Genomic DNA, 25634 nt, shown 5'->3' with positions numbered 1-25634 from the left:
GAGACAGCACGAGGGGCGTGTGTCGAAGCCCCCGATTCGGGGTTTCGACACACGCCCCGGCCAGGCCGAGCCTCGACGGTCTAGGCGTTGGCCACCAGCCGCCAGCGGTTGTCCGCGCTGCCGTTGTCCGAATCCTGCACCGCCTGCGCGCCCCGGGCGGTGGAGTTGTTCAGGATGCCGAGCAGCTTGCCGCTGTTGACGTTGCGGATCTTGTAGGTGCCGTCGCCGTTGTCGACGAGCGTCCACCGGTGGTCGGCGGTGCCGTTGTCCGACCACTGCAGGACGCGGGCGTTGTCGGCGGTGGACATGTTCTCCACACCGAGGACCTTGCCGCTGTTGACGTTGCGGAACCGGACGGCGTTGCCATCGGTGATCATGACCCAGTTGTGGTCGGCCGTGCCGCTGTCGTCCCACTGCAGGGCCAGCCCGCCGTCGGCGGTGGACATGTTCTGGATGCCGAGGACCATCCCGCTGCCCACGTTGACCAGCCGGTAACTGCCTCCGCCGCTGCTGCCGCTGGTGTTCCAGTACACCGTGTAGTTGAACCCGTGGGCGTCCTGGAACGGCCCGAGGTTGACGGTGGAGCCGTTCGCGGTGGCCGTGAACGCGAGCGAGCTGGTGCTGGTCCGGGCGACCGACGAGACCACGAGCGACGGCAGCGAGTTGAGCGTGGTGTTGCCGTAGTTGCCGCAGAGCACGCTCGGGCCGTACGTGACGGCGGCGACGCTGGGATTGTCGTTGGCCGCCCGCATGACGACCCGCATGGGCAGTCGTACGGTGATGGTGTCGCCGGCGGCCCAGGTGCGGGTGACGGTGGCGTAGCTGCCCGGCGTCGTGGTGACCGACTCGGCCACACCGTTGACGCTGATGGTCGCGCCGCTCGTCCACGCCGGGATGCGCACCCGGATGCTCCACGAGCCACTCATCGTGCCGGAGAGCGTGAGCGTGCTGGTGTCGCTCACCGGGTACGTGGTGCTCTGGGTGACCGTGATCCCCCGCTGCGACCAGTTCAGCTCGGACGGCACGAAGAGGTTCACCGTGAGCGTCGTGCCGCTGTAGAAGTAGACGGAGTCCATCAACTTCGTGTTGATCTCCAGGCCGGTGCCCTGGCAGCACCAGAACGAGTTGTAGTCGGTGCTCCAGGTGCCGCCACCCCACGCCGGGCCGACGCCCCGCCGCCCACCGGGCTTGAGCGGGGTGAAGTAGGTGATGTGGCCACGGCTGTCGGCCGGGTTCTGCGCGCCGAGCAGGTGGTTGATCATCGCGCGCTCGTAGAAGTCGAAGTAGTCGGTCCGGTTCGGATCGAGCAGCCACAGCTCCCGCGTCAGCTTGAGCATGTTGTAGGTGTTGCACTGCTCGCAGGTGTCGTTGCTCAGGTAACCGGCGATGGCGTTCGGCGCGCGGAAGTGCTCGGCCTGGCTGTTGCCGCCGATGACGTAGGAGTGCGCGCCCACGGTGATGTTCCACGCGTTGCTGGCGATGTCCCGGTAGCGGGTGGTCCCGGTGGCCTTGAACTCGCGGGCCGCGCCGATCCACTTGGGCACCTGCGTGTTGGCGTGCAGACCGTTGAGCTGGTCCTGGTTGCTGGCCAGGGGGTTGAACACCGAGGCGTGGTCGAACCGCTGGGCCGTGGTGAGCCACCGGCTGTCACCGGTCATCTGGTAGATGTCCGTCAGCACGTCGTTCATGCCGCCGAACTCGGTGCCGAGCATCGACTGCATCTGGCTGGAGCTGAGCCGGGACGTGCGGGTGTCGACCCAGCCGGCGAGGGCCAGCAGCACCGTACGGGCCTGGGTGTTGCCGGTGTAGCGCCAGACGTCGAGCAGGCCGGCGAGCGTCTTGTGGATGCAGTAGTACGGGACGTTTCCGTTGGACAGGGTCCGCGCCTCGAGCGCGGAGAAGTCCGACTCCGGGAAGCCGGAGAGGTAGCCCGCGCCGAACCCGGCCGCGCCGTTGTTCGCCTGGCACTTGGCCATCTCGGCGACCATGTAGTTCGCCTTGTCCCGGCAGGTGGTGTCGCCCAGCACCGCGTAGGCATAGGACCACGCGGTCAGGAAGTGCCCCTGCATGTGCGTACGGAACGGGAAGTTCGGCGCGTCCCACCCACCGTTGGTGGCGGCGCCGTTGGTGGACAGCCGGTGGTTGGCGCGGAAGTTGTAGAGCATCCGGTCAACGTCGACGAAGCGCAGGTAGTTCAGGGTGCGGTTCTGGTTGTCCAGCCAACGGCCGCTGGTCAGTCGCACCTGACCGGGGTCGAAGGCGTAGGCCGCGACGCCGATGTCCGCGCGCGCTGGCGGGACCACCGCGGCGGCGGCGGGGCCGGCGCCCAGCGTCGCGGCGCCGGTCGCGGAGACCACGGCGGTGGCGCCGGCGGCCTGCAGAACGCGGCGTCGGCTGAGGGGCAGGGACGACATGGGACCTCCAAATGAGCGCTACCGGCGATGGGACGGCAACCGGGCGGGACGGGCTCGGCGGGATGCAGGGGTCCGAACGTTAGCGTTCACATCCGTGTTCGGCATGTTACGGCCGGACTACGCACAAATTCAAGGTTCTAACTATTACGGCTCCCTGTGCACCACGCCTGAGCTGGCAGATCAGGAGCGGCGACACGGGTGCGGTAGGGGTCTTCACCTCGTGTTATCGATAACACCGGTGGATCTCTGCTCGGTGCGGCCACCGTCGGCGCGCACCGAAACGGGGTGCGCGGCGACCGGTGCCGCTGGTGGAATCTCGGAATGAAGCACGATCTTGTACGTCCACCGAAGGCACGCCCGGGTGACCGGATCGCGGTCCTGTCGCCGTCCTTCGCCGCCGCCGGCGCCTTTCCCGAGATCCACGAGCAGGCCATGCGCCGGCTCGCCGACGTGACCGGCCTCGTCCCGGTCGAGTACCCCACCACCCGCACGGTCGGCGCGAGCGCACAGGCCCGCGCGGCGGACGTCAACGCCGCCTTCGCCGATCCTCGGGTACGCGCGATCCTGGCCGTCGTCGGCGGCGACGACCAGATCACCGTCGTCCCCCACCTGGACGCCGACCTGGCCCGCGCCGACCCGAAGCCGTTCCTGGGCACCAGCGACAACACCAACCTGCACCAGTGGCTCTGGGGGCTCGGCATCGCGAGCTTCTACGGCGGGTCGTCCCAGGTGCACCTCGGCCCCGGTCCCGCCGTGGACGACATCCACGCCCGCTCGCTGCGCGCCGCGCTGCTCACCGGCGAGCGGTTGGAGATCACCGACCCGGGCGAGTCCGAGGATGTCGGGGTTCCCTGGGACGATCCGCGGGCGTTGCAGTCGTTCGGGGAACGCGAGCCGGCCGAGCCGTGGACCTGGCACGGGCCGCGCCGCACCGTCACCGGCCCCACCTGGGGTGGCTGCCTGGAGGTCCTGCAGTGGCTCCTCACGGCGGGGCGTTTCCCGTTCGGACCGGAGGTGCTGCGCGGCGGCGTGCTGATCATCGAGACGTCGGAGGAGCTGCTCCCCGCGCGCGAGGTCGGTTGGATCGTCCGCTCGCTGGGGGAACGCGGTCTCCTGGCCGCCGCCGACGCGGTCCTGGTCGCCCGTCCCCCGGTCTCCGACCTGGACCGCCGGCCCGACGCGCAGGAGCGGGCACGGCTACGCGAGCAGCAGCGCGACACGGTCGTGGACCAGATACACCGCTACAACCCCGAGGCGGTGGTCTGCGTCGGCGTGCCGTTCGGCCACACCAGACCGCAGTGGATCCTCCCGCACGGCGGCCCGGTGACCGTCGACGGTGCGCAACGCCGGATCTACGCCGACTACCGGTAGGCGAAGGGTCAGCCGATCCGGAGACCGTCACGTACGGGTACGACGCGTGGTTGCCGTGCCCGGCGGGGAATGATCACTTGATGCTGACCAGTTCCAGGAGGGGCCGGACAACTGGTCAGCATCAAGTGATCGCGATGAAGACGGAGTGGCGTCAGCGGGCCGGGGCGTGGGCGGCCAGTGGATTGGTGAGGGTGCCGACGAACTGCAGGGCGGCCGACGGATCGGCCAGGTCGATCATCTGCTGGTTGTCGCGCAGCTGAAGGCGGTTGAGGCAGGACAGCGCGAACTCGGGAGCGAACAGGTCGTAGTGGCGGACCCGCTCGGCCAGGTGCGGCACCCGCGCGAAGTAGTCGGCGGCGCAGGCCGCGACCGTGCCCCAGAAGGCGTCCTCGGTGAGCACCCCGGCCTCGACGAGGACGGCGTTTAGGTGGCGCAGGAAGCAGTCGACCACGTCGGTGAAGATGGTCAGCAACTTGGTGTCGTCGGGCACCTCGACCCGGATGCGCTCCACCTCGGCCGGCAGCTCGACGTCGGCGCTCAACACCGCGATCTCCTCGGCGATGTCCTTGAAGATCACCCGCTGGACGGTGTGCCGCTCGTCGAGGACCAGGATCACGTTCTCGCCGTGCGGCATGAAGGCCAGGTCGTGGGCGTAGAAGCTGTGCAGCAGCGGGGTCAGGTAGGCGTCCAGGTAGCGGCGTAGCCACACCTCGGGCGCGAGGCCGGACCGGTCGATCAGCGCCGCCGCCAGCGAGCCGCCGCCGTCGTCGACGTGCAGCAGCGCGGCCATCGTGGACAGTCGCTCCCCCGGGGCCAGACCCGGCACCGGGCTCTCCCGCCACAGGGCGGCGAGCATCTTGCGGTACGGGGAGGTCCGTTCGGTGGCCGCCTCGTACTGCCGGTGGCGGTAGCCGACCGCCGCCCGTTCCCGGATGACCGTCAGGCCCGTGCCGGCCAACACCTCGTCGGCGGCGATCAGATCGGCCAGCCAGTCGTTGATGGCCGGCGTGGCGGCCATGTACGCAGCCGACAGCCCGCGCATGAAGCCCATGTTCAGCACCGACAGCGCCGTCTTGACGTAGTGCCGGCCCGGATCGGTGACGTTGAAGAAGGTACGGATGGACTGCTGCGCGAGGTACGAGTCGGGGCCGGGGCCGAGGTGCACGAGCCGGCGTTCGGCCAACTCCCCCGCGAACGTCACCGCCAGCTTGTTCCACCACTGCCAGGGGTGCGCCGGAATGAGGTGGTAGTCGGCGAGGTCGAGCCCGAGGTCAGCCATCGTGGCGGCGAACCGCGCCCGGGTCGCAGCGTCCAACTCGCCGGAGATGAGCGCGTCGTAGTCGAGGTCGGCGGCGCTGCTGAACGTCGAGTGGTCCCGGTGCGCGGCCAGCCACTCCAGGCGTACCGGCGTGCCGGCTTCCGGGGCGTAGCGGTGGTACTCGTCGACGCCGAAGCCGAGCCGGCCGTTGTTGGCCACGAAGCAGGGGTGACCCTCGGTCATGGACGTCTCGATGGTCTGGAAGTCCGCGCCGGCCAGCTCGGCGGCGCCCGGCGCACCCTGGGCCAGCTTGTACGCCGTACCGGCCAGGGTGGAGGTGATCTCTTCCAGGTAGACGGGCAGCACCCGAGCGGAGAGCCCGAGAGTGCCGCGCAGCTCGACGATCAGGTCCACCGCGTCGGGTGGCAGCGACGTGCCGTCGCGGTGCCGGGTGATGCTGTCCGCGTCGATCTGCCAGTGGGCCAGGGCGAGCACCCGGGCGGCGAACCGGTAGGTGACGGACTCGTCGTCGCTGCGGACCTCGTACCACTGCCGGTCGTCGGGGCCCGGCACGGGCGTCGGGGTGAGCAGCCGCTCGTGGGTGAACTCGGCGAGCGCCTTGCGGACCAGCATCCGATTGGCCCGCGCCCAGCGCTGCGGGGTGAGGTGCGCGACCGGGTCGCCCGGGGTGGCCGGGCCGGTGACGGTCGGCGAGGTGGGGACGGCGGTGGTGGTCACGCCGGGGCTCCTTCTGCTGGGGTGGCGGTAGCCCGCTCGGTGGCGGCCTGGAACTGGGCGCGGGTGCAGACGCTGAGCAGCGCCTCTTTCTCCGGCTTGGTGATCGGGCCGACGACCTCGAACCCGACGGCGGCGTTCAGCGCGTGCACGGCCGTGTTGCGCACGTCCGGCTCGACCACCACGCGCACGGTCGCCGGGTCGGCGAAGAGCCAGGCCAGGACGGTACGGATCACCGCGCGGGTGAAGCCGTGCACCGGCGTGCCGGCGGGTGCGCACAGGAAGTGCATCCCCACGTCGCCGGGTTGGTGGTCGTACCGGCCGACCAGCTCCACGTGCGCCGGGTCGTAGCGTTCGGCCAGGAACGCCGGGCTCCCCCGCCACAGGCCCAGGTACGCGTCGTGGTGCGGGTGGGCGGCGATGCGCCGGTACTCCTCGACGACCTGGGCCTCGTCGGTGTCCTGCATCAACCAGAACGCCGACTTCGGGTGGGTCACCCAGCCGTGCAGGACCCCGGCGTCGCCCTCTGGGTCGAGGCGACGCAGGGCGAAGTTCCCGAGCCGCTCGTCGGCGCGGCTGAAGACCACGCTCACGACACCACCCCGAACTCCTGGAAGGTGATGCTCTTCTCGATCGGGTAGTGCTCGCGGCCGAGCAGCTCGCGGATGATCCAGGAGTTGCGGTACGCGCCCATGCCCAGGTCGGGTGAGGTGATGCTGTGCGTGTGGGTGCCCGCGTTCTGCAGGAAGATGCCCCGCCCGTCGTGGTCGATGCTGTAGTTGCGGGCCACGTCGAAGCGGCCGTGCGCGTCCCAGCGGATGCGCTCGCGCACCGGTTCGAGGAACGTCGGCACCCGGTAGTGGTAGCCGGTGGCCAGGACCAGACCCTCGGTCCGCAGGGTGAAGTCCCGCTCCTGCTCCACGTGCCGCAATCCGAGCGTGTACTCCCCGTCGTGGTGGGTGGCGTCGACCAGCTCGGTGTTGGTGATCAGCCGGGTGTTCACCGGACCGGCGACGCTGTGCGCGTAGAGCAGGTCGAAGATGTCGTTGATCAGGTCGGCGTTGATTCCCTTGAACAGCCCCTTCTGCGCCGATTCCAGCCGGTAGCGGGTCTCCTCGGGCAGCGCGTGGAAGTAGTCCACGTAGTCCGGTGAGGTCATCTCCAACGTCAGCTTGGTGTATTCGAGGGGGAAGAACCGCGGCGAGCGGGTGACCCAGTTGAGCTGGTAGCCGTACCGGCCGATGTCGCCGAGGAGGTCGTGGTAGATCTCGGCGGCGCTCTGCCCGCTGCCCACCACGGTGATGCTGCGCCTGGTCCGCAGCGCGTCCCGATGCTCCAGGTAGCGCGAGTTGTGCGCGGCGTCCCCGGGCAGCCCGGCGACGGCGGCCGGCAGGTGCGGCGGCGTGCCGGTGCCGAGCACCAGGTGCCGCGCCCGGTACTCGACGCTCTCGGACCCGCCGGTGGTGGCCCGCACCACGTACCGCCCGTCGGCGCTGTCGTACTCCACGGTGGTCACCGTCTGACCGAAGCGCAGGTTCGGCAGTTTCGCCGCCGCCCACCGGCAGTACGCGTCGTACTCGCTGCGCAGCGGGTAGAAGCTCTCCCGGATGTAGAACGGGTAGAGCCGGCCGATCTCCTTGAGGTAGTTGAGGAACGAGTACGGGGAGGTCGGATCGGCGAGGCTGACCAGGTCGGCGATGAACGGGGTCTGCAACCGGGCCGACTCCAGCAGCATGCCGGGGTGCCAGGCGAGGCTGGGTCGAGCCTCCAGGAACACCCCGTCCAGCTCGTCGATCGGCGCGGTGAGACAGGCCAGGCCCAGGTTGTACGGGCCCAGCCCGATGGCGACGAAGTCGTGGGTGGACATCTTCTTCTCCAGGCAGGGTTCGGGGTCAGCCGACGGGGCAGGTCAGGTCGGCGGCGACGGTGTCGCGCACGTACCGCCCGGCGTGGCCGGCGATCAGTTCGAGCACGTGGCCGACGTCGTCGACGGTCGTGGCCGGGTTCAGCAGCGTGAACTTGAGAAAGTGCCGGCCGTCCACCCGGGTGCCGGCGACCACGGCGAGGCCGGAGGCGGCCAGCGCCTCCCGGGCGTACAGGTTGGCGGCGTCGGCCAGCTCCCGGCCCGGACCGGTGGGCAGGTAACGGAAGACCACGGTGCTCAACTGCGAGCGGGTCACCACCTCGAAGCGGGGGTCCTCGCTGACGAGCTGCCAGGCGTCGGCCGCCGCGTCGACCACCTCGTCGAAGAGTTCGCCGAGCGCGTCCGGGCCCATCACCCGCAGGGTCAGCCACAGCTTCAGCGCGTCGAAGCGGCGGGTGGTCTGCAGGCTCTTGTCGACCTGGTTCGGAATCCGCTGCTCCACCATGCGCGCCGGGTTGAGGTAGTCGGCGTGGTAGGTGACGTGCCCCAGCGCCCGCCGGTCCCGGACCAGCAGCGCGCTGGAGCTGACCGGCTGGAAGAACGACTTGTGGTAGTCGACGGTCACCGAGTCGGCCCGTTCGATGCCGTCGAGCAGGTGCCGGCGCGTCGGCGAGACGAGCAGACCGCAGCCGTACGCGGCGTCGATGTGCAGCCAGACGCCGGTCTCCGCGCAGACCTCCGCCAGGTCCGCGAGCGGGTCGATGGAGCCGAAGTCGGTGGTGCCGGCGGTCCCGACGACGGCCATCGGGACCAGTCCGGCCGCCCGGCACCGGGCGATCTCCTCGCGGACGGCGGCGGGCCGGACGCGTCGCCGCGCGTCGGTGGGCACCGCGATCACCCCGTCCGGGGCGAGGCCGAGGAGCTTGGCGGACTTCTGGACGCTGAAGTGCCCGGCGACCGAGGTGAGCACGCGCAGGCGGGGCAGCAGGTCCAGGCGTGCCGCCGGGGTGGTCGCGGCGAGGCACGCCTCCTCCCGGGCCAGCAGCAGCGCCTGGAGGTTGGACTGGCTGCCTCCGCTGGTGAACACTCCGTCGGCGTCCGGACCGAGACCGATCCGGGCGGCGGTCCAGTCGATCAACCGTCGCTCGATGAGCGTCGCGCCGGCGCTCTGGTCCCAGGTGTCCAGGGAGGAGTTGACCGCGCTGAGCACCGCCTCGCCGAGCAGCGCCGGGATGACCACCGGGCAGTTGAGGTGGGCCAGGTAGCGCGGGTGGTGGAACCAGACGGCGTCGCGCAGGTAGACGTCCTCCAGCTCGTCCAGCGCCGCGCCGGCGTCGCCCAGGGGCCGGTCCAGGTCGACGCTGTCGACGAGGGGCGCCAGCTCGCCCGGAGCGATTCCGGTGGTGGGCCGGTCCACCGTGGCGACCCGCCGGGCGACCCGGTCGACGCCGTCGGCGATCGCGCGCCGGTACTGCTCGACCGACCCGTCGTGCAACAGGTGGGCGCGGGCCCCGGCGGGCGCTGTGGCCGGTGGTAGAGCGGCCGGTGCGCTGCGCGGGTCGGTCTCGCCGGGGTACGTCGGCACGGTCACGGGATGTCCTTCCACGTTCTGACGATGGGCAGCCGGAACCCTCCCCCGACGCGTGCGCGCGCCGGGGGCCGTGCTGCGTTCTGGTGGGACTGCTGGTCAGGCGGTGGCGCCGGCCAGCGCCTCGGCGCGCAGGTCCTCCTCGGAGAGCCCGCGCCGCCAGTAGCCGGCGAAGGTCACCCGTCGACGGTCGAAGCCGCGCTCGCCGACCAGGTGCCGCCGCAGCGCCCGTACCACGCCGGACTCGCCGGCGATCCAGGCGTACGGCGCGACGGCCGGAAGTCGGGTGGCGCGCAGCGCGCTGACCAGCAGATCGCTGCCGGGTGCGGTGCTGCCGCGCACGATCCAGCGGATCTCGGCGTCGGCGTCGGTGGGCAGCTCGGTGATGTCCGCCGCGTCCGGGACCTCGATCCAGGCGCGGACCCGGGTGCCGGCGGGCAGCCACGCCAGGATCCCGGCGGTGGCCGGCAGCGCGGTCTCGTCGGCGGCCAGCACCACGAGGTCGGTGTCGTCCGGTGGCCGGAAGCAGACGCTGCGGTTGTCGTACACCGCCGGGCCGAGCAGCAGCACCCGGTCACCGGCCACCGCCAGGCTGGCCCACCGCGAGGCGGGACCGGTGCCGCCGTGGCCGACGAAGTCGATGTCCACCTCGCCGACCGCCGGGCGGTGCTCCCGGATGGTGTACGAACGCATGACCGCGCGGACGTCCGGCGGGAGGGCCCGCCAGGCGCCGAACCAGTCCTCGCCGCGCTCGACCGGGACGACCGGGGCGTCCTGACCCGGGTGCGGCAGGAACAGCGAGACGCTCTGGTCCCGGCCGCCGCCGGCGAAGTCGACCAGCTCCGCGCCGCCGAAGGTGACCCGGATCAGCGAGGCCCCCACCTGACGGGCCCGCACGACGTGCGCGGCGAAGAAGCGGTACTGCAGGGCGACGGGTGCGACGGTGCTCGTACTCATGGCGTCAGCCGACCTTCTTCGCGTTCCGGATGGCGGTGGCGAGGTTCTCCAGCAGCGGCGCTGAGCCGGCGTACGAGAAGCGGGGGACCGCGTCCCACGGCGTCACCTGGTTGGCCCGCACGGCGGGCAGCTGTGTCCAGGTCGGCTTGGCGACGAGGTCCTTGGGCTGCAACGCGGTGCTGCGGTTGTCGAGCAGAATCAGGTCGGCGGGGAACTTGCCGGCGTTCTCCCAGCTCAGCGCCTCGAAGTAGTCGCCGGCTTCGAGCTTGGTCGGCACCACGATGTCGACGCCCAGCTCGGCGAAGTACATGAGGTCGGTGCTGACCTTGGGGTTGGAGACGTAGAACAGGTCGGGGCTGCCCGAGCAGGCCATCACCCGGATGCCCGGGTTGGCCTTGACCGCCTGGCGGACGGCGTCGGCGGCGGCGTCGAAGCGGGCCTTCGCGTCGGTGACCTTCTTGGCGGACAGGTCGGCGCCGAGCGACTCTGCCAACGCGGCGTACCGCTCCATCGGCTTGGTCATCGGCACCCGCGCGGTGGTGATCGCCACGCTCGGCGCGAGCGGGAGGATCTTGTCCTTGCTCTCGTCCGGCACGTACCAGAGGGCGTCGGGGTCGTACATGTGCGTGACCAGCAGCTCGGGGCGCAGGGCCGCGTACTTCTCCAGGCTGAACTCGCCCCAGGTGTTGCCCAGGATCTCCACGGCCTCGACGTTCAGGTCACCGGCCTGGGGGTCCTTCGTGCCGTCGGCGCGCTTGGTCTCGCCGAACACGCCGACGACCTGCTTGTCGAGACCGAAATCGACCAGGGCCGCCGCCACGCCGGTAAAGGCCACCACACGCGCCGGACGGGCCGCCACCTCGACCTTCTTGGCGCGGTCGTCGGTGAACGACCAGGGGCCGGCGGTGTTGTCGCTGCCCGCAGGCTTGGCGGAATCGTCCTTGCCGCAGCCGGCGAGCAGCGCGGCCAGCGTGGCGGCGCCGCCAGCGGCCAGCAGGCCACGACGGGAGAGGCGACGGGCGGACAGTGCATCGGGCATGGTGTCGTCTTTCGATCAAAGGATGGCCGGGGTCGACCGGGACAGCGGGGTTAGGTTAGCCTAACCTCGCTTGTTGTCAACAGCGGTTCGCCGTGTCGCCACACCCCGGAGCCCACACTGGACGCCACACCCACCGTCACCAGCCCGACACCATCAGTGCCGGACGTGTCGACGGCCCCCGCACCGAAGCGACGCCGGGCGACCCGCGCCGCCGGCCTGCTCGCCGCCGTGGCACTGCTCGGCGTGATCCTGGTGCTCAGCATCGCGGTCGGCGCGAAGTCGCTGCCGCTCGCCGACGTCTGGTCCGGGCTGCTGCACCGCGACGCCACCGAGTACGCCGTGGTGCACCGGATGCGCCTGCCCCGCACCCTGCTCGGACTGCTCGCCGGCACGGCGCTCGGCGTGGCCGGCGCCGTGATGCAGGCGCTCACCCGCAACCCCCTCGCCGACCCAGGGCTGCTCGGCATCAACGCCGGAGCGTCCGCCGCCGTGGCCACCGCCGCCGCTTTCCTGGGCGTCACGGCGATCGGCGGGTACGTCTGGTTCGCGCTGCTCGGCGCGGCCCTGGTCACCGCGCTGGTCTACGCCGTCGGCGGCGGGCGGGGCGCCACCCCGGCCCGGCTCGCGCTGGCCGGCGCGGCGCTCAACGCCACCCTCTACTCGTTCGTGAGCGCGGTCATGCTGCTGGACACCGCCTCGCTGGACCGGCTGCGGTTCTGGACGGTCGGCTCGCTGGCCAGCGCCGATGCCGCGACGGTGGCCCGGGTGACGCCGTTCATCCTGGTCGGCCTGCTGGTCGCCCTCGGGGCTGCCCGTCCGCTGAACGCCCTCGCGCTCGGCGACGACGCGGCCCGGGCGCTGGGCGCCCGACCGGCCGTGATCCGGGCCGCCGTGATCGTCGCGGTCACCCTGCTCTGCGGCGCGGCGACCGCCGCCTGCGGTCCCATCGTCTTCGTCGGCCTGCTCGTGCCGCACCTGGTACGCGCGCTGACCGGGCCCGACCTGCGCTGGCTGCTGCCGTACTGCGCGGTGCTCGCGCCGGTCCTGCTGCTCGGCGCCGACGTGCTGGGCCGGGTGCTCGGCCGCCCCGGTGAACTCCAGGTCGGCATGGTCACCGCCGTGCTGGGCGGCCCGCTGTTCCTCTGGCTGGTCAGCCGCTCACGGCTGGTAGCCCCGTGAGCGCGGTCATTCGTACCCCCGGTGGGTTGTCGGTGCGGTTCCGCCCCCGCGCCCTGGCGGTCGGTCTCGGCGCGACGCTGCTCGCCGCCGGGCTCTCGCTGGTCGCGATGGGCAGCGGCGACTACCCGATGGGCCCGACCGACGTGCTGCGCGCCCTGACCGGCGGCGGCAGCGTGGCGGAGCAGTTCATCGTGACCGAGCTGCGCCTGCCCCGGTTGGTCACGGCCCTGCTGGTCGGCGCCGCGCTGGCGCTGGGCGGCACGCTGTTCCAGTCGCTGGTCCGCAACCCGCTGGGCAGCCCGGACATCCTGGGCTTCACCCAGGGCGCGTCGACCGGCGCGCTGGTGGTGGTCGTCCTGGGCGGCGGCAGCCTGGCGCTGGCCGGGGCGGCGGTCGGCGGCGGGCTCGCCACCGGCCTGCTGATCTACGCGCTCGCGTGGCGGCGGGGCGTGCACGGCTACCGCCTCGTCCTGGTCGGCATCGGCGTCGCGGCGATCCTCACCGGCGTGAACGGCTACCTGCTGACCCGGGCCCCGCTGATGGACGCCGCCCGCGCGGTGCTGTGGCTCACCGGCAGCCTGGACGGGCGGGGTTGGGCCAACGCCGGGCCGCTGTTGGCCGTCACCGCCGTGCTCACGCCGCTGGTGCTCGTCGGTTGCGCGCCGGCGCTGCGGATGATGGAACTGGGCGACGACACGGCCAGCGCGCTCGGCGTGCCGGTACGCCGGACGCGCCTGATGCTGCTCACCGCGGCGGTGCTGCTCGTGTCGTTCGCGGCGGCGGCGGCCGGCCCGGTGTCGTTCGTGGCGCTCGTCGCGCCGCACGTCGCCAAGCGGCTGACCCGCGCGCCCGGGCCGAACCTGCTGCCCTCGATGGCGGTCGGCGCGGCCCTGCTGGTCGGCGCCGACCTGGTGGCCCAGCGGGCGTTCGCCGGGCATCAGCTTCCGGTCGGCGTGGTGACCGGCGTGCTCGGCGGCGGCTACCTGGTCTGGCTGCTGGCCGTCGAACGCCGGGCGGGCCGGCTGTGACCAACTGTGAACAAGGAGCACCCATGACCTCCCGTCTTGGCGGCAGCGCGCTGACCCTCGCCTACGACCGGCGCACCATCTCCGAGAACCTCACCGTGGCGGTGCCCGACGGGTCGTTCACGGTGATCATCGGGCCGAACGCGTGCGGCAAGTCGACGCTGCTGCGCGCGCTGTCGCGGATGCTGCGCCCGAGCGCGGGCACGGTGCTGCTGGACGGTCGGGACATCCACGACCAGCCCGCCCGCAAGGTCGCCCGGACCCTCGGCCTGCTGCCACAGACGTCGATCGCGCCGGACGGGATCGGCGTCGCCGAACTGGTCGCCCGGGGGCGCTACCCGCACCAGGGGCTGCTGCGGCAGTGGTCGCGTGAGGACGAGCGGATCGTCGACGAGTCGATGGCCGCGACCGGGGTCGCCGACCTCGCCGACCGGCCGGTGGACGAGCTGTCCGGCGGCCAACGGCAGCGCGTCTGGATCGCGATGGCGCTGGCGCAGCAGACGCCGCTGCTGCTGCTCGACGAGCCGACGACCTACCTCGACATCGCCCACCAGATCGACATCCTGGACCTGTGCGCCCGGCTGCATGAGGAGCAGGGCCGTACGCTGGTCGCGGTGCTACACGACCTCAACCACGCCGCCCGGTACGCCACCCACCTCATCGCCATGCGCGACGGTCGGGTGGTGGCCGCCGGAGACCCGCGCGAGGTGGTGACCGCCGACCTGGTGGCCGAGGTGTTCGGGCTGCCCTGCCGGGTGATCGACGACCCGGAGACCGGCACCCCGCTGGTCGTACCGGCCGCCCGCCGACGCACGGCCGAACCGGCATGACGGCACGACGGTTCCGCGACCCGTGGGGCGTGCCGCACGTCCGCGCCGACGACCCGCTCGCTCTCGCGGCGGCGCAGGGTCGGGTGACCGCGTACGACCGGGCGTGGCAGATCGAGGTCGAGCGGCACCGGTCGCAGGGCACCAGCGCCGCCTTCCTCGGCGTCGACGCGCTCGGCTGGGACCGGTTCGCCCGGCAGGTCCGGCTGGACGACACCGCCCGCCGTTGTCACGCCAACCTGGACGCGTCGACCGCCGAGTGGGTGGGCGCGTACGTGACCGGGGTGAACGTCGGCCTCGCCGCCGGGGCGGCCCGCGCGCCGGAGTTCGCCGCCGTCGGGCTCGCCCCGGGCCGGTGGGAGCCGTGGACGCCGCTCGCGGTGTGGCTGGGGCATCACATCCTGTTCGCCGGGTTCCCGGGCAAGCTCTGGCGCGAGCACGTCGCGCGGTGTCTCGGCCCGGCGGCGGCCGAGGCGTTCGCCACCGACGGGCCGGCCGTCGCCGGCAGCAACGGATGGTTGCTCGCCGGTTCCCGCACGGCCAGCGGCGCGCCGCTGCTGGCCGGCGACCCGCACCGGATCCTCGAGGACCCGGGCGTCTACCAGCAGATCCGGCTGGCCTGCCCGGAGTACGACGTGGTCGGCCTGGCCGTGCCCGGCGTGCCGGGCATCGCACACTTCGGCCACGCCGGCCCGGTGGCGTGGGCGATCACCAACGCGATGGCCGACTACCAGGACGTCTACGTCGAACGGCTGCGCCGGCACGACACTGGTGTACGGGCGCTCGGCCCGGACGGCTGGCGGGAGGCGTCCGTCCACGTGGAGACGATCGAGGTGGCCGGAGCGGACCCGGTCGAGGTGGAGCTGGTGGAGACCGACCGGGGCCCGGTGATCGCCGGCGGGCCGGACGACGACACGGCGCTGAGCCTGCGCTATCCGCCCCGGGTCACCGGCGAGCTGGGCTTCGCGGCGATACCGGAGCTGCTGCGGGCCCGTAGCGTGTCCGACGTGGACACCGCCCTGCGGCACTGGGTGGAGCCGGTCAACGTGGTGCAGGCGGCCGACACCGCCGGTGGCCTGCTGCACCGGGTCGCCGGTGCGGTACCCGTGCGGCACCCGGACAACGGCCGCCGGCCGGTCCCGGCGTGGGAGGCGGCGTACGCCTGGCAGGGCTGGTACGCGCCGATGCCTCGGGCCGAGGTGGCCGACCGGGCGGTGATGGCCAACGAACGCGGGCTGTCCGCGCCGCTCGGCGTCGAGTTCGCCGCACCGCACCGCGCGCGCCGGATCGCCGACCTGCTCGACGCCGGCCGAGACGTCACCGCCGCAGACATGACGGCGATCCACACCGACACGTACCTCGGTTCCGCCGGGGCGCTGCTGGGGGTGCTCGACGCTCTGACCGGGCTCGGTCCGGCCGCCGCCGCCCTGCGCGATCGGCTGCTGCGCTGGGACCGGCGGATGCACGCCGACAGCGTCGACGCGGCCGACTTCGCTCTCCTGCGCGCCGCCGTCGTACGCCGGATCGCCGACCACCCGGCGCTGGCCGCGCTGGCCGAGCCGCCCGCGTACCCCGAGGTGTTCGCGCCCTGGTTGACGCTGAGGGCGCGGGTCGGTTACGCGCTGGAGCATTTGCTCGACGCGGCCCCGCTGCCCGGCGTGGACGTCGCGGCGGTGGTGCGCGCGGCGGCTGAGGAGGTCGCGGCCGCGACGGACGGTACGGTGCGCTGGGGTGACCTGCACCGGCTGACGGCCTGGCGGGCGCTGCCCGACCCGGACGCCGCGCCCGGCCCCCGCCTCGACGGCGACCACGACTGCGTGCTGGCCACGTCGAGCGTGCCCGGGGTCACCCACGGATGCTTCCGGGGGCCGGCCGCGCGGTACGTCTGGGACCTGGCCCGGCGCCAGGACAGCCGGTGGGTGGTCCCGTCCGGCGTCAGCGGAGTGCCGGGCGACGAGCACCACCACGACCAGCGGTCCGCGTGGCTGGCCGGTGAGCTGCTGCCGGTGACGACCGACTGGGACCGCCTCACCGAGGAGCCGGATGAGCACTGACCGACAGCACCACCGACGCGACGTCCCCGGATTCGGTGTGGTCACCATCCGGCCGGTACGCCCCGACGACGACGCCGACCTGCTGCACGGTTGGGTCACGATGGACCGGGCCCGGTTCTGGGGGATGCGCGACGCCAGCCGCGAGCGGGTGCGGGAGATCTACGCGTACCTGGATTCGCTGACCACCCACCACGCGTACCTGGTGCACCGCGACGGCGTGCCGGCGGCGCTGGCGCAGACGTACGAGCCCGGGGCCGACCCGGTCGGCGACTGCTACGAGGTACGTCCCGGCGACGTGGGCGTCCACCTGCTCATCGGGCCCCCGGTGAGCGCCGAGCCCGGTTTCACCGGCGCGCTGTTCGGGACGATCCTGAACTTCGTTTTCGCCGACCCGGGGCGGCTGCGGGTCGTCATGGAGCCGGACGTGCGCAACGACCGGATGCTCCGGCGGCTGCGGCGCAGCGGGTTCCGCGTCGGCCCGGTGATCGAGCTGCCGGAGAAGCAGGCGCGGCTGCACTTCCTCGACCGACCCGAGCGCGTCGGCCTCGCCGACGGCCGAGCCCACGACGACGCCGGCTGAGCCCACCACGGCGACGGCCGCCGGTCGGGATGCGTGCCCACCCCGACCGGCGGCCGGTCCGGCACTACCGCAGGCCGAACGCCCGCGTGATGCTCTGGCTCACGGTGTTGCCGGCCGTGTCCCGTGCGGTCGTCCGCAGGCTCACGAAACTGGCCTTCGCCGGCGCGTCGAGCGCGGCGCTCCAGCCGTCACCGTGCCGGGTGAGACGCGGCTTCTGCCACGTCCTGCCGTCGTCGTAGGACACCTCGACGGTGACCGGACCCACCGTCGCCGAGACGCCGGCCAGGTGGGAAGCGACCACGGTGAGCGGCGCCCGCCGGGACGCCGTGCCGTCGCGGTCGATGGCCACCTGGTAGTCGAGCTGGATCATCGGCAGCACCTCGGCCGACTCCGCGCCGGTGGCCGCCGAGCTGAAGCCCCACTCGGTGCGGGTCTGCCGGGAGTACGGGTTGGTCCAGGCCGCCCGGTCGTTCTCCACCACCAGGCGGTACGGCAGCCGCTGCGCAGACAGGCCGCCCACCTGGAGGTACTCGGCGTTACCCCAGTTCAGCTCCTTGTCCCCCTGGTAGAGGGTGGTCCGGTTGACCATGTCGAAGTTGGCGTACGCCTCACCGACGTGCCCGCCGCCGTCGCCCCACCCGGGCGCGGGCAGGTAGACGGTGTCCAGGTAGCGCACGGGAACGTAGCTCCCACCCATGCGGGGGCGCTGGATGGGCCCGAACCAGGTGACCGTGCTCGGCTTGTTCGCCGCGTAGGTGGCCACCGCCATCGGGTGCTGCCCGGTCTCCCCGGGGATGAACGCGTCGTCGAGCCAGCGCTGGTCGGCGCTCACCCAGTCGGTGCGTCGGCCCTGCGCCGGTGCGATCTCCTGGTTGCCGGACGCGAAGCCCTTCCAGATGTCGTTGCGGAACTCCAGCGCCCGGCCCTGCCGGTAGTTGCGGAACTCCACGTCCACCCGGGCCAGTTGCCGCTTCGTGAACCGGTAGGTCGGGTCGACCGGCACCGCGCCGCTCCAGTGGTGGACCACGTCGTACAGGTAGGTCGTCTCCGGGTGCGACTCGACGGTCAGCCGCACCGGGCCGCGCTCCAACGCCGCGACGAGTTGGTCACCCTCGTCGGCGGTGAGGGTCGCCACGGTCAGCGGGGCCGGGATCTCCGGGCTCCACAACGACTCGTCCCACGGCTGGAGCCGGCCGACGCCGTCGTTGACCACCAGCAGCAACTTCGCCCCGGCCGCCGCGGCGGCCTGCGCCTGGGTGGCGACGTCCACGGTGTCACTGCGCCGGACCACCACCGCCCGGTCCCGGACCGGCCGCTTCGCCAGCCCGGCCGCCGACGCGTCGGCGACGTAGACCGCGTCGAGCTGGCGCCGACCCGCCGGCAACGCCGGGGTCGAGCGCTTCACCAGCAGATCGTCGTACGACCGGCCGCCGGCCGCCACGGTCAGCGCCGGCTGTTCCAGCCGCCACCGCGCGCCGAACTCGAACTCGCCGTCGGTGACCGCCCGGCCCGTCGGCAACGCCCACATGCTGTCGTACGAGTCGTCGGGCAGCACCTGACTCTCGGTGAGGCTGTTGCCGGTGGACCGGTGGATGTCCATCCGCAGCGAGGTGGCGGTGGCCTCCTGCGGCACCTCGGCCCGCACCTGCCGGGCCTTGCGCGCGTCGAGGACGACGGTGCGGTCGGCGCTCAGGTCGACGTCGACGAAGCTGAGCATCGCCATGCCCTTGGAGCGCGGCCCGTGCACACCGCGCACGTCGGCGGTGATCCAACCGGACCAGCTCGCCACCGGCAGCCGCAGCGTCGCGGTGCCGCTCTCGGGCAGGTCGACGGCGGTGAACAGGCCATCGGTGGTGAGCAGGACCTTGCCGGCGAGCGGCTTGCCGTCCCGGCCCTTCGCGACCAGCGTCAGGTTCTGCCGCTGACCCTCCCGGCTCGCCCCGATCAGGGTGCGACCGCGGACCGTACCGGCGGCGTCGGTGGCGATGATCATGCCGCTGACCTGCTTCTCGACCGGAAGCTTGTCGTACGCGGCGGTGAGGGTGACGGTGGCGGTGCCGTTCGCGGGCACGGTCACCGTGTCGGCGGCGAGGGCGAAGAGACCGGCCGGGGCGCTCGGCGCGTCGAGGGCGAGCTTCAGGGTGACCGGCGCGGCGCCGACGTTGGTGTAGGTGACCGTCCGGTCGACCGTCGCACCCGGCTGCTGCGGCCAGGCCTGGAAGCCGGAGTAGGCGCTCGGGGTGGCGAAGACGGTGGCGTGTACGGCGGCGACCGCGTCCACCCGCCCGGCACCGGCCTGGTACGGGGTGTAGTCCGGGGTGGCCTTGACGGTGCTGACCAGCGCCTCCTTGATGCGCTGCCCGGTCCAGTCGGGGTGCGCGGCGGCGACCAGCGCGGCCGTGCCGGCCACGTGCGGAGTCGCCATCGAGGTGCCGCTCATCAGCGTGTAGTCCCCGGAGCCGCCGCGCACCAGGTGCGAGCGCGCGGCCAGGATGTCCACGCCGGGTGCGGTGATCTCGGGTTTGAGGCCACCGTCGCCGGCGCGCGGGCCCTGGCTGGAGAAGTCGGCGAGGTGGTCGGTCGAGTCGACGGCGCCCACGGTGAGCGCGGAGTTCGCCGCGCCGGGGCTGCCGATGCTCGCCGGGCCGCTGTTGCCGGCGGCGACCACGAAGAGCGCGCCGGTCTCGGCGCTGAGCCGGTCGACGGCCTGGCTCAGCGGGTCGCTGCCGTCGGTGGACTCACCACCCAGGCTCATGCTGATGATCCGGGCCTTCTGCTCCCGGGCCGCCCACTCCATGCCGGCGATGATCCACGAGTCCTGCCCGCCGCCCTCGCTGTTGAGCACCTTGCCGACGTGCAGCCGCGCGCCGGGGGCGACACCCCGCTCGACGCCCCCGGACGCGGCGCCGGTGCCGGCGATCGTCGAGGCGGTGTGCGTGCCGTGTCCCTGGTAGTCGAGGATGTCGGGCTCGTCCGGCACGAAACTGCTGGACGCGGCGATCTGGCCGGCGAGGTCCGGGTGCTCGGCGTCCGCCCCCGTGTCGAGGACGGCGACGTCCACACCGGCGGCGGTGTTGCCCTCGGCCCACAGCTTCGGCGCGCCGATCTGCGCGGTCGACTCGGCGAGGTCTCCCCGGACCCGGCCGTCCAGCCAGACCTTGGCGATGCCGCTCGCGAGCGTCGGGGTTCCGCCGGTCCGGCGGGCCGGGTCGGCGGTCAGCGCGCCCCAGAACTTCTCGGCGCTCTCGCGCGGGCGGGTCAGCGCCGCGCCCCGCACGCTGTCCAGGGGCCGCACCAGCTCGGAGCCGTCCACAGTGGGGCGGGTACGGGCGCGGGCCGCGGCGTCGGTCAGGGTGACGATCAGCGGCAGCGCGTTCGTGTGCGCGTCGTCGTACCCGTCGGCGATCAGATCCGTGACGTTGAACAGCCGCTTGTCGACCAGGCCGCTCGTGACGTACGGCAGCGCGGCGTCCGGGTAGACGTAGGTGTCGCCGTCCAGCACGGTGCGGTGGAAGGTCGGCGTGCTGCCGTCGGGCCGGCGAACGGCCGTGACGGTGCTGCCGTCGGCCGCCGTGGTGACCGTGACGAGGTCCCCGGTGATCAGGGTGACGGTGGACGCCCGACCCGGGGCCGCGGGCGGTTGGCCGGTCGGGCGGGTGGGATTGCCGGGCGGGGCGGCGGACGCCCCCGTGCCGGGTGGGGTGAACCCGGCGGTCAGAGCGAGGGCGGTACCGAGGGCGATCAGCCCGGATCGGCGACGCCTGGGAGACAGAGCCACGATGACCTCTTTGTGTCGAGGAGCGGTACGCAGCACAGCATCAAGGCAACGCCCCGCTGTCCCACCCCGCCGACCCCCGGCGCGTTCACGCCATGGCACAAACCCGCCACCCCCCCACCCCACCCGCCCCCCGCCCCCGCTCCCGCCCCGCTCCCGCCCCGCTCCCGCCCCCGCTCCCGTCGATCAAGGAGTTGTGGTGCCCGATGTCGAGTGAAAGGCGGCTTTCGCGCCCCCACCACAAGTCCATGATCGACGGCGCAGACCGGCGGGCGGGGCGGGGGCGGGGCGGGTCAGGCTTGGGTGGTTAGTTTGGCTAGGTGGTCTAGCTGGGTGGGGTCGGTTAGGGCTGAGCCGACTGCTACCACGCGTACGCCGGCGTCCAGGAACGCGGCGGCGTTTGTGGCGTCCAGGCCGCCTGTCGCGACGAAGCGGAGCTGCGGGAAGGGGCCGGCGATGGCCTTGAACCAGGCTGGGCCGAGGGAGATGGCGGGGAACGCCTTGAGCCAGGTGAGGCCGTGCCGCAGCGCCGCCTGCGCCTCGGTGGGGGTGGCCACGCCGGGCAGGTGCGGCAGACCGCGCGCGGCGGCGGCGTCGGCCACCGCGAGGTCCAGGCCGGGCGCGACGGTGAACGCGGCGCCCGCGTCGGCGGCGGCCGCGACCGTCTCGTCGTCGAGCACCGTGCCGGCCCCGACGATCCGGCCCCGCGCCGCGCCCGCCTTGATGGCGGCGCGCAGGGCGGGCACCGCGTCGGCGGTGGCGACCGGCACCTCCACCACCTCGATGCCGAGGTCCCAGGCGCGCTCGGCGAGCCGGACCGTCTCGGCGACCGGCAGGCCGCGCAGGATCGCCATCACCCGGGCGCCGCCGAAGAGGTGCGCGAAGTCCGTTGTGGTCATGGTCCACTCCATCCGAGGTCGCGGGAGATCTGCTGGGTGGTGGCCAGCAGTCGGGGTAGTAGGGCGCGCAGGTCGGCGAGGGTGGCCACCACCGTCGGCGCGGTCACCGACACCGCGGCCGTGACCGCGCCGTCGGCCTGTCGGACCGGTGCCGCCACACAGTTGATCAGCGGCTCGAACTCGCCGTCGTCGGCGGCCCAGCCCTGCGCGGCGACGGCCGCCAGCTCCGTGCGCAGCTCCGCCGGGTCGCAGATGGTGCCCGGGGTGTACGCCGGCAGCGTGCCGCCGTCGACCAGCTGGGACACCCGGGACGTCGGACCGTACGCGAGCACCACCTTGCCCACCCCGCTGGCGTGCAGCGGCGCGGTGCGGCCGATCCGGGAGTACATGCGGACCTGACCCCGGGCCTCGATCTTGTCGACGTAGACGAGGTCGTCGTCGACCACCTGCGCGAGGTGGATGGTGTGCCCGCAGTCGCGGCCCAGCGCCGCCAGGTGGGGGCGGGCCACCGCGCGGACGTCCAGCGAGTCCAGGGCCTGCTGGGCGAGGTCGATCAGCCGCAGACCCACCGTCCAGCCGCCGTCGGCGCGGCGCGCGAAGCCACCCGCCTCGAGCGACTGCAGCAGGCGCAGCGCGGTGGACTTGTGCACGCCCAGGTGGGTGGCCACGCCGCCGAGCTGCGCCGGCTCGCGGGCCAGGAGTTCGAGCGCGCGCATCGCCCGGTCGACGCCCTCGGACACCCCTCAGCCCTCTGCTCGGGCGGCGGTCAGGTCGGGTGGCGACCAGGGACCGTCGATCAGCCGTTCGAACCACGACCAGGGCGGCAGCGGCGCGTCGTCACCGGTGCTGCCCAGCGCCTGCGCGGCGACGAGGTGACCGAGGCGCAGCCGTCGCGTCGGGTCGAGGTCGCGCAGCAGTCCGGCCAGGTAGCCGGCGGCGAAGGCGTCACCCGCGCCCACCGGTTCCACCACCGACACGCGGGGGGCCGGGACGACGACCGGCTCGGCGTCGCGGAACAGGACGGTGGCACAGACCGCACCGTCCTTGACGACCACCGCCTGGGGGCCGGGCAGCAGTCGGCGTACGGCGGCCGGATCGCTCGTGCCCCAGAGGGCGTACGCCTCGTCCTGCCCGACGAAGACCAGGTCGCTGCGGTCGGCGAGGTCGCGCAGCACGGGCGCGGCCCGTTCGGCGGGCCAGAGCCGGGCCCGGTGGTTGACGTCGAAGCTGACCAGCGCGCCCGGTAGTGGCCGGTCGGTCACCGCGCGCTCGACCAGCGCCCGGCAGGAGGCCGAGAGCGCCGGGGTGATCCCGGACAGGTGCAGCACCCGTGCGCCGGCCAGCCGTGGGTCGGCCAGCGCGTCGCCGTCCATTCGGGACGCGGCCGAGCCGGCCCGGTAGTAGTGCACGGCGGTGGCCGTGGGGCCGGGGTCCTTGGCGTAGAGGCCGGTGGGTGCGGCCGGGTCCACCGCCACCAGGTCGACGTCGACACCGGTGTCGGCGACGTGCCGCACGACGAGCCGGCCGAAGGGGTCGTCGCCGACCCGGCCCACCCAGGTCGCCCGGTGGCCGAGCCGGGCCAGGTAGCCGGCCACGTTGGACTCCGCGCCGCCGACCGAGACGGTGACGCGTTCGGCGCGCTCCAGCGGCTCGCCCGCGGGCGGGCACAGCATCACCATGGTCTCGCCCACCGTGACCACCTCGGCCGGCGGCGGGCCGGTCGAGGTGGCCGTGCGGTCGGGTCGGGGCTCGCTCGGCATCGCGGCGCACGTCCTCGGGGAGGGGTCCGGGGTCCCGCCGAGCCTAGGCGCATTGTGCCACGTGAGCAACCCGTTGCGCTGAGCGCAACAGCGATCAGGGCAGGGTCAGTCCGTACGCCGCCAGCACCTCCGCGATGGGCTGGTAGTAGGTCGTTCCACCGGACGTGCAGTTGCCGCTGCCCCCGGACAGGATGCCGATGATGGTGCCGGTGGACGCCACGTACAGCGGCCCGCCGCTGTCCCCCGGCTCGGCGCAGATGTTGGTGCGGATCAGGCCGTAGACCACGCCGGTGGCGTAGTTGACGGTCTGGTTGAGCCCGGTGACCGTGCCGCAGCGCACGCCGGTGGTAACGCCGCTGCGGCACACCGCCTGACCCACGTACGCGGTGCCGGGTCCGTTGATGGTCAGCAGCCCGGGATAGGTGTAGACGGCGCTCGGATGCGCGATCCGGCCCGTGTAGCGGATCAGCCCGTAGTCGTTGCCCGGGTAGCTGGTGCCGGTGCGGGTGCCCAGGACGGTGGTCTGCGCGCTGTCGGCGTACCAGGTGCTGACGGTCCCGGTGCAGTGCCCGGCGGTAACCACGTAGTAGGTACTGCCACTGCGCACGTTCGCGCCCAGCGAGCAACGACTACCGCCACCGTAGATGCCCTGGCCGGCGGCGATCAGGGTGCGCAGCGTGCCGGGCTCCCGGCGCAGCAGCGCGCCGGCGCGATCGGCCACCGCCCGCAGCCTCGCCAGGTCGGCGGGCGTCACCGTGTCGTCGACGGTGACGGTCATCCGGCCGGTGGCCGGGTCGGCGCCCCAGGCGACGCCCGGCGTGCGTACCCCGGACAGGGCGCCGGCCGCGTCGGGCGCGGCATGAGCGGGGAGGGCGGCCTGTGCCGCGCCCGGCGCGACGAGCAGCAGGGCGGTCAGGACGAGGGCGACGAGCGGCGAACGACGCATCCGAACCTCCGACGGAGATCGAGATCTATGGATGCCGACAAGCGTCACCCGGGGGGCCCGCCGTGGCAACCTCCGGTCGCCCTCTTCCCCGCTCAGCGGGAATCGCCGAACCGGGGACGCGCCGCGCCCCCGCCGCCGATAATCCTCGAAGACACGGCGGGAGGCCGGGCATGACCACCGGAGGCACCGCGGCGCTGGTACGCCGGCCGGACGGGTCGACCCGGGCGACGCTGCTCGAACTGCTCTTCGACGTGGTCTTCGTGGCCGCGCTCGCGCAGACCTCGACGCTGCTCGCCGACGAGCATTCCTGGCGCCGCAGCACGGCGGTGGCGCTGATGCTGACCGCGATCTGGTGGACGTGGTCGGTCACCACGACCACCACCGAGTTCTACGATCCGCAGCAGCGCCCGATCCAGCTCATCCTCATGGTGGCCATGGTCGGGTCGGTCGGGATGGCGGCGGCGCTGCCGATGATCACCAGAGGGCAGGCCACGGTATTCGCGCTCGCCTACGTCGGCACCCACGTGGTGCGCGGCATTGTCCTGGTCAGCACGTTGTACCGGCAGCGGCACCGAGCGGCCATGGCGCGAGCCACCCGGTTCCTGTTCTGGTTCCTGGTCTCCGGTGTCCTCTGGATCATCGGCGTGCTGGTCGACTCGGGGCGGTTGTGGATCTGGACCACCGCGATCGCGATCGACGTGCTCGCCGCGGCGGCGCGCTACCCCACCCCGTGGCTCGGCCGGGTGCCTCTCGACCAGTACGACCGGACCACCGCGCACCTGGGCGAGCGGTACCAGCAGTTCGTCATCCTGGCCCTCGGCGACATCATCCTGATACCCACCCTGGAGCTCAGCCGCAGCGAATTCGACCGCCTCCGGATCGCTGCCCTGCTCTGCGCGTTCGCCATCATGCTGCTGCTCTGGCAGATCTACGTGTTTCGCGCCGGCGAGTTGCTCGAGACCGCGGCGGCCTCCGCGCCCGGCCGGTCCACCCGGATCGCCCCGTACACCCACCTGGTGCTGCTGGGCGGCGTGACCATCACGGCGGCCTCCGTCGACCTGGTCGTCAACCGTCCGAGCGGCACGACCCCGGCCTGGTGGCTGATGCTGATCATCGGCGGGCCGCTGGTGTTCGTGCTCGGCCGGGCGCTGTTCACCTACCTGCTGTCCACCCGCGTGCCGTGGCGGCGGGTGGCGACGCAACTGCTCCCGTTACTGGTGCTGCCCTGGGCCGGCGGTTGGCCACCGGTGCTGGTCACCGCGATCGTGGCGCTCGCACTGGCCGGGCACGTCCTGATCCCCGGCTCCGGCGACCGGGAGACCACGCGCGGACTCCGACCGCGCGGGCCCGCCGGGTGACCCAG

At 72.9% G+C, this 25634-nt stretch carries 19 protein-coding genes; 7 read left to right on the top strand and 12 right to left on the bottom strand.

Annotated elements, in window-relative coordinates; all coding sequences use genetic code 11:
- Window positions 1-80 precede the first annotated feature (80 nt).
- Window positions 81-2414, bottom strand: a complete 2334-nt coding sequence (locus AB0B55_RS02365; protein WP_357169648.1) for a beta-L-arabinofuranosidase domain-containing protein — start codon at window positions 2412-2414, stop codon at window positions 81-83.
- A 321-nt stretch (window positions 2415-2735) separates the two neighbouring features.
- On the opposite strand from AB0B55_RS02365, the gene AB0B55_RS02360 reads away from it, so the two are divergent.
- The gene (locus tag AB0B55_RS02360) at window positions 2736-3785 is read left to right on the top strand and encodes an LD-carboxypeptidase (protein WP_357169645.1); all 1050 of its coding nucleotides are present in this window, start codon (window positions 2736-2738) and stop codon (window positions 3783-3785) included.
- Window positions 3786-3936: 151 nt separating this feature from the next.
- Here AB0B55_RS02360 and AB0B55_RS02355 read toward each other — a convergent pair whose 3' ends face one another.
- From AB0B55_RS02355 to AB0B55_RS02330, 6 genes are all read right to left on the bottom strand, one after another.
- Window positions 3937-5676: an IucA/IucC family siderophore biosynthesis protein gene (locus AB0B55_RS02355; RefSeq protein WP_357170557.1), complete on the bottom strand. Its 1740-nt coding sequence runs from the start codon at window positions 5674-5676 to the stop codon at window positions 3937-3939.
- 101 nt (window positions 5677-5777) lie between these two features.
- A complete protein-coding gene (locus tag AB0B55_RS02350) occupies window positions 5778-6371 on the bottom strand; it encodes a GNAT family N-acetyltransferase (protein WP_357117871.1) in 594 nt (197 codons plus the stop codon).
- Entirely contained in the window at window positions 6368-7645 is a 1278-nt protein-coding gene (locus AB0B55_RS02345) for a SidA/IucD/PvdA family monooxygenase (protein ID WP_357169641.1), read from the bottom strand. Before AB0B55_RS02345 ends, AB0B55_RS02350 begins: the two co-directional genes overlap by 4 nt.
- Window positions 7646-7670: 25 nt before the next feature.
- Window positions 7671-9140, bottom strand: a complete 1470-nt coding sequence (locus AB0B55_RS02340) for an aspartate aminotransferase family protein (protein WP_357170555.1) — start codon at window positions 9138-9140, stop codon at window positions 7671-7673.
- A 189-nt stretch (window positions 9141-9329) separates the two neighbouring features.
- Window positions 9330-10187: a siderophore-interacting protein gene (locus AB0B55_RS02335; protein WP_357169638.1), complete on the bottom strand. Its 858-nt coding sequence runs from the start codon at window positions 10185-10187 to the stop codon at window positions 9330-9332.
- A 4-nt stretch (window positions 10188-10191) separates the two neighbouring features.
- Window positions 10192-11226, bottom strand: a complete 1035-nt coding sequence (locus tag AB0B55_RS02330) for an ABC transporter substrate-binding protein (RefSeq protein WP_357169635.1) — start codon at window positions 11224-11226, stop codon at window positions 10192-10194.
- A gap of 228 nt (window positions 11227-11454) precedes the next feature.
- Between AB0B55_RS02330 and AB0B55_RS02325 the strand changes: the two genes are divergently transcribed.
- Genes AB0B55_RS02325 through AB0B55_RS02305 form a run of 5 tightly spaced genes read left to right on the top strand, consistent with a single transcriptional unit; the run spans window position 11455 to window position 16891 of the window.
- A complete protein-coding gene (locus tag AB0B55_RS02325; RefSeq protein ID WP_357170553.1) occupies window positions 11455-12405 on the top strand; it encodes an iron chelate uptake ABC transporter family permease subunit in 951 nt (316 codons plus the stop codon).
- Entirely contained in the window at window positions 12402-13433 is a 1032-nt protein-coding gene (locus AB0B55_RS02320; RefSeq protein WP_357169632.1) for an iron chelate uptake ABC transporter family permease subunit, read from the top strand. Before AB0B55_RS02325 ends, AB0B55_RS02320 begins: the two co-directional genes overlap by 4 nt.
- Before the next feature lie 23 nt (window positions 13434-13456).
- Window positions 13457-14260, top strand: coding sequence for an ABC transporter ATP-binding protein (locus tag AB0B55_RS02315; RefSeq protein WP_357117854.1), 804 nt, complete (start codon window positions 13457-13459; stop codon window positions 14258-14260).
- Window positions 14257-16311, top strand: coding sequence for a penicillin acylase family protein (locus tag AB0B55_RS02310; protein WP_357169629.1), 2055 nt, complete (start codon window positions 14257-14259; stop codon window positions 16309-16311). The genes AB0B55_RS02315 and AB0B55_RS02310 overlap by 4 nt, the downstream gene beginning before the upstream one ends.
- A complete protein-coding gene (locus tag AB0B55_RS02305; RefSeq protein WP_357169626.1) occupies window positions 16301-16891 on the top strand; it encodes a GNAT family N-acetyltransferase in 591 nt (196 codons plus the stop codon). The genes AB0B55_RS02310 and AB0B55_RS02305 overlap by 11 nt, the downstream gene beginning before the upstream one ends.
- 64 nt (window positions 16892-16955) lie before the next feature.
- On the opposite strand, the gene AB0B55_RS02300 is transcribed toward AB0B55_RS02305, so the two are convergent.
- The 5 genes from AB0B55_RS02300 to AB0B55_RS02280 form a co-directional block, all read right to left on the bottom strand.
- Window positions 16956-20669 (bottom strand): S8 family serine peptidase, encoded by a 3714-nt coding sequence (locus tag AB0B55_RS02300; protein ID WP_357169623.1) that lies wholly within the window; start codon window positions 20667-20669, stop codon window positions 16956-16958.
- A 290-nt stretch (window positions 20670-20959) separates the two neighbouring features.
- The gene (locus AB0B55_RS02295; RefSeq protein ID WP_357117841.1) at window positions 20960-21565 is read right to left on the bottom strand and encodes a bifunctional 4-hydroxy-2-oxoglutarate aldolase/2-dehydro-3-deoxy-phosphogluconate aldolase; all 606 of its coding nucleotides are present in this window, start codon (window positions 21563-21565) and stop codon (window positions 20960-20962) included.
- Window positions 21562-22305 carry an IclR family transcriptional regulator gene (locus tag AB0B55_RS02290; protein WP_357117838.1) on the bottom strand — a complete coding sequence of 248 codons (744 nt, stop codon included), beginning with the start codon at window positions 22303-22305 and terminating at the stop codon, window positions 21562-21564. The genes AB0B55_RS02295 and AB0B55_RS02290 overlap by 4 nt, the downstream gene beginning before the upstream one ends.
- Before the next feature lie 3 nt (window positions 22306-22308).
- Complete coding sequence (locus tag AB0B55_RS02285; RefSeq protein ID WP_357169619.1) at window positions 22309-23325, bottom strand: sugar kinase; 1017 nt, start codon at window positions 23323-23325, stop codon at window positions 22309-22311.
- 94 nt (window positions 23326-23419) lie between these two features.
- Window positions 23420-24271 (bottom strand): S1 family peptidase, encoded by an 852-nt coding sequence (locus tag AB0B55_RS02280; RefSeq protein ID WP_357169616.1) that lies wholly within the window; start codon window positions 24269-24271, stop codon window positions 23420-23422.
- Window positions 24272-24441: 170 nt separating this feature from the next.
- On the opposite strand from AB0B55_RS02280, the gene AB0B55_RS02275 reads away from it, so the two are divergent.
- Complete coding sequence (locus AB0B55_RS02275) at window positions 24442-25629, top strand: low temperature requirement protein A (protein WP_357117828.1); 1188 nt, start codon at window positions 24442-24444, stop codon at window positions 25627-25629.
- The last annotated feature ends 5 nt before the right edge of the window (window positions 25630-25634 follow it).

Source organism: Micromonospora sp. NPDC049107 (genome assembly GCF_040648595.1).
Taxonomy (GTDB): Bacteria; Actinomycetota; Actinomycetes; order Mycobacteriales; family Micromonosporaceae; genus Micromonospora.
The sequence above is the reverse complement of the archived record's forward strand: the minus strand, read 5'-3'. Positions and strand labels throughout refer to the sequence as shown.

Coding starts and splice junctions, on each gene's coding strand:
- AB0B55_RS02295 (WP_357117841.1), bottom strand. CDS start 21,565: ATGACCACAACGGACTTCGCGCACCTCTTCGGCGGCGCCCGGGTGATG.
- AB0B55_RS02305 (WP_357169626.1), top strand. CDS start 16,301: ATGAGCACTGACCGACAGCACCACCGACGCGACGTCCCCGGATTCGGT.
- AB0B55_RS02360 (WP_357169645.1), top strand. CDS start 2,736: ATGAAGCACGATCTTGTACGTCCACCGAAGGCACGCCCGGGTGACCGG.
- AB0B55_RS02285 (WP_357169619.1), bottom strand. CDS start 23,325: ATGCCGAGCGAGCCCCGACCCGACCGCACGGCCACCTCGACCGGCCCG.
- AB0B55_RS02280 (WP_357169616.1), bottom strand. CDS start 24,271: ATGCGTCGTTCGCCGCTCGTCGCCCTCGTCCTGACCGCCCTGCTGCTC.
- AB0B55_RS02355 (WP_357170557.1), bottom strand. CDS start 5,676: ATGCTGGTCCGCAAGGCGCTCGCCGAGTTCACCCACGAGCGGCTGCTC.
- AB0B55_RS02275 (WP_357117828.1), top strand. CDS start 24,442: ATGACCACCGGAGGCACCGCGGCGCTGGTACGCCGGCCGGACGGGTCG.
- AB0B55_RS02315 (WP_357117854.1), top strand. CDS start 13,457: ATGACCTCCCGTCTTGGCGGCAGCGCGCTGACCCTCGCCTACGACCGG.
- AB0B55_RS02310 (WP_357169629.1), top strand. CDS start 14,257: ATGACGGCACGACGGTTCCGCGACCCGTGGGGCGTGCCGCACGTCCGC.
- AB0B55_RS02330 (WP_357169635.1), bottom strand. CDS start 11,226: ATGCCCGATGCACTGTCCGCCCGTCGCCTCTCCCGTCGTGGCCTGCTG.
- AB0B55_RS02365 (WP_357169648.1), bottom strand. CDS start 2,414: ATGTCGTCCCTGCCCCTCAGCCGACGCCGCGTTCTGCAGGCCGCCGGC.
- AB0B55_RS02345 (WP_357169641.1), bottom strand. CDS start 7,645: ATGTCCACCCACGACTTCGTCGCCATCGGGCTGGGCCCGTACAACCTG.
- AB0B55_RS02335 (WP_357169638.1), bottom strand. CDS start 10,187: ATGAGTACGAGCACCGTCGCACCCGTCGCCCTGCAGTACCGCTTCTTC.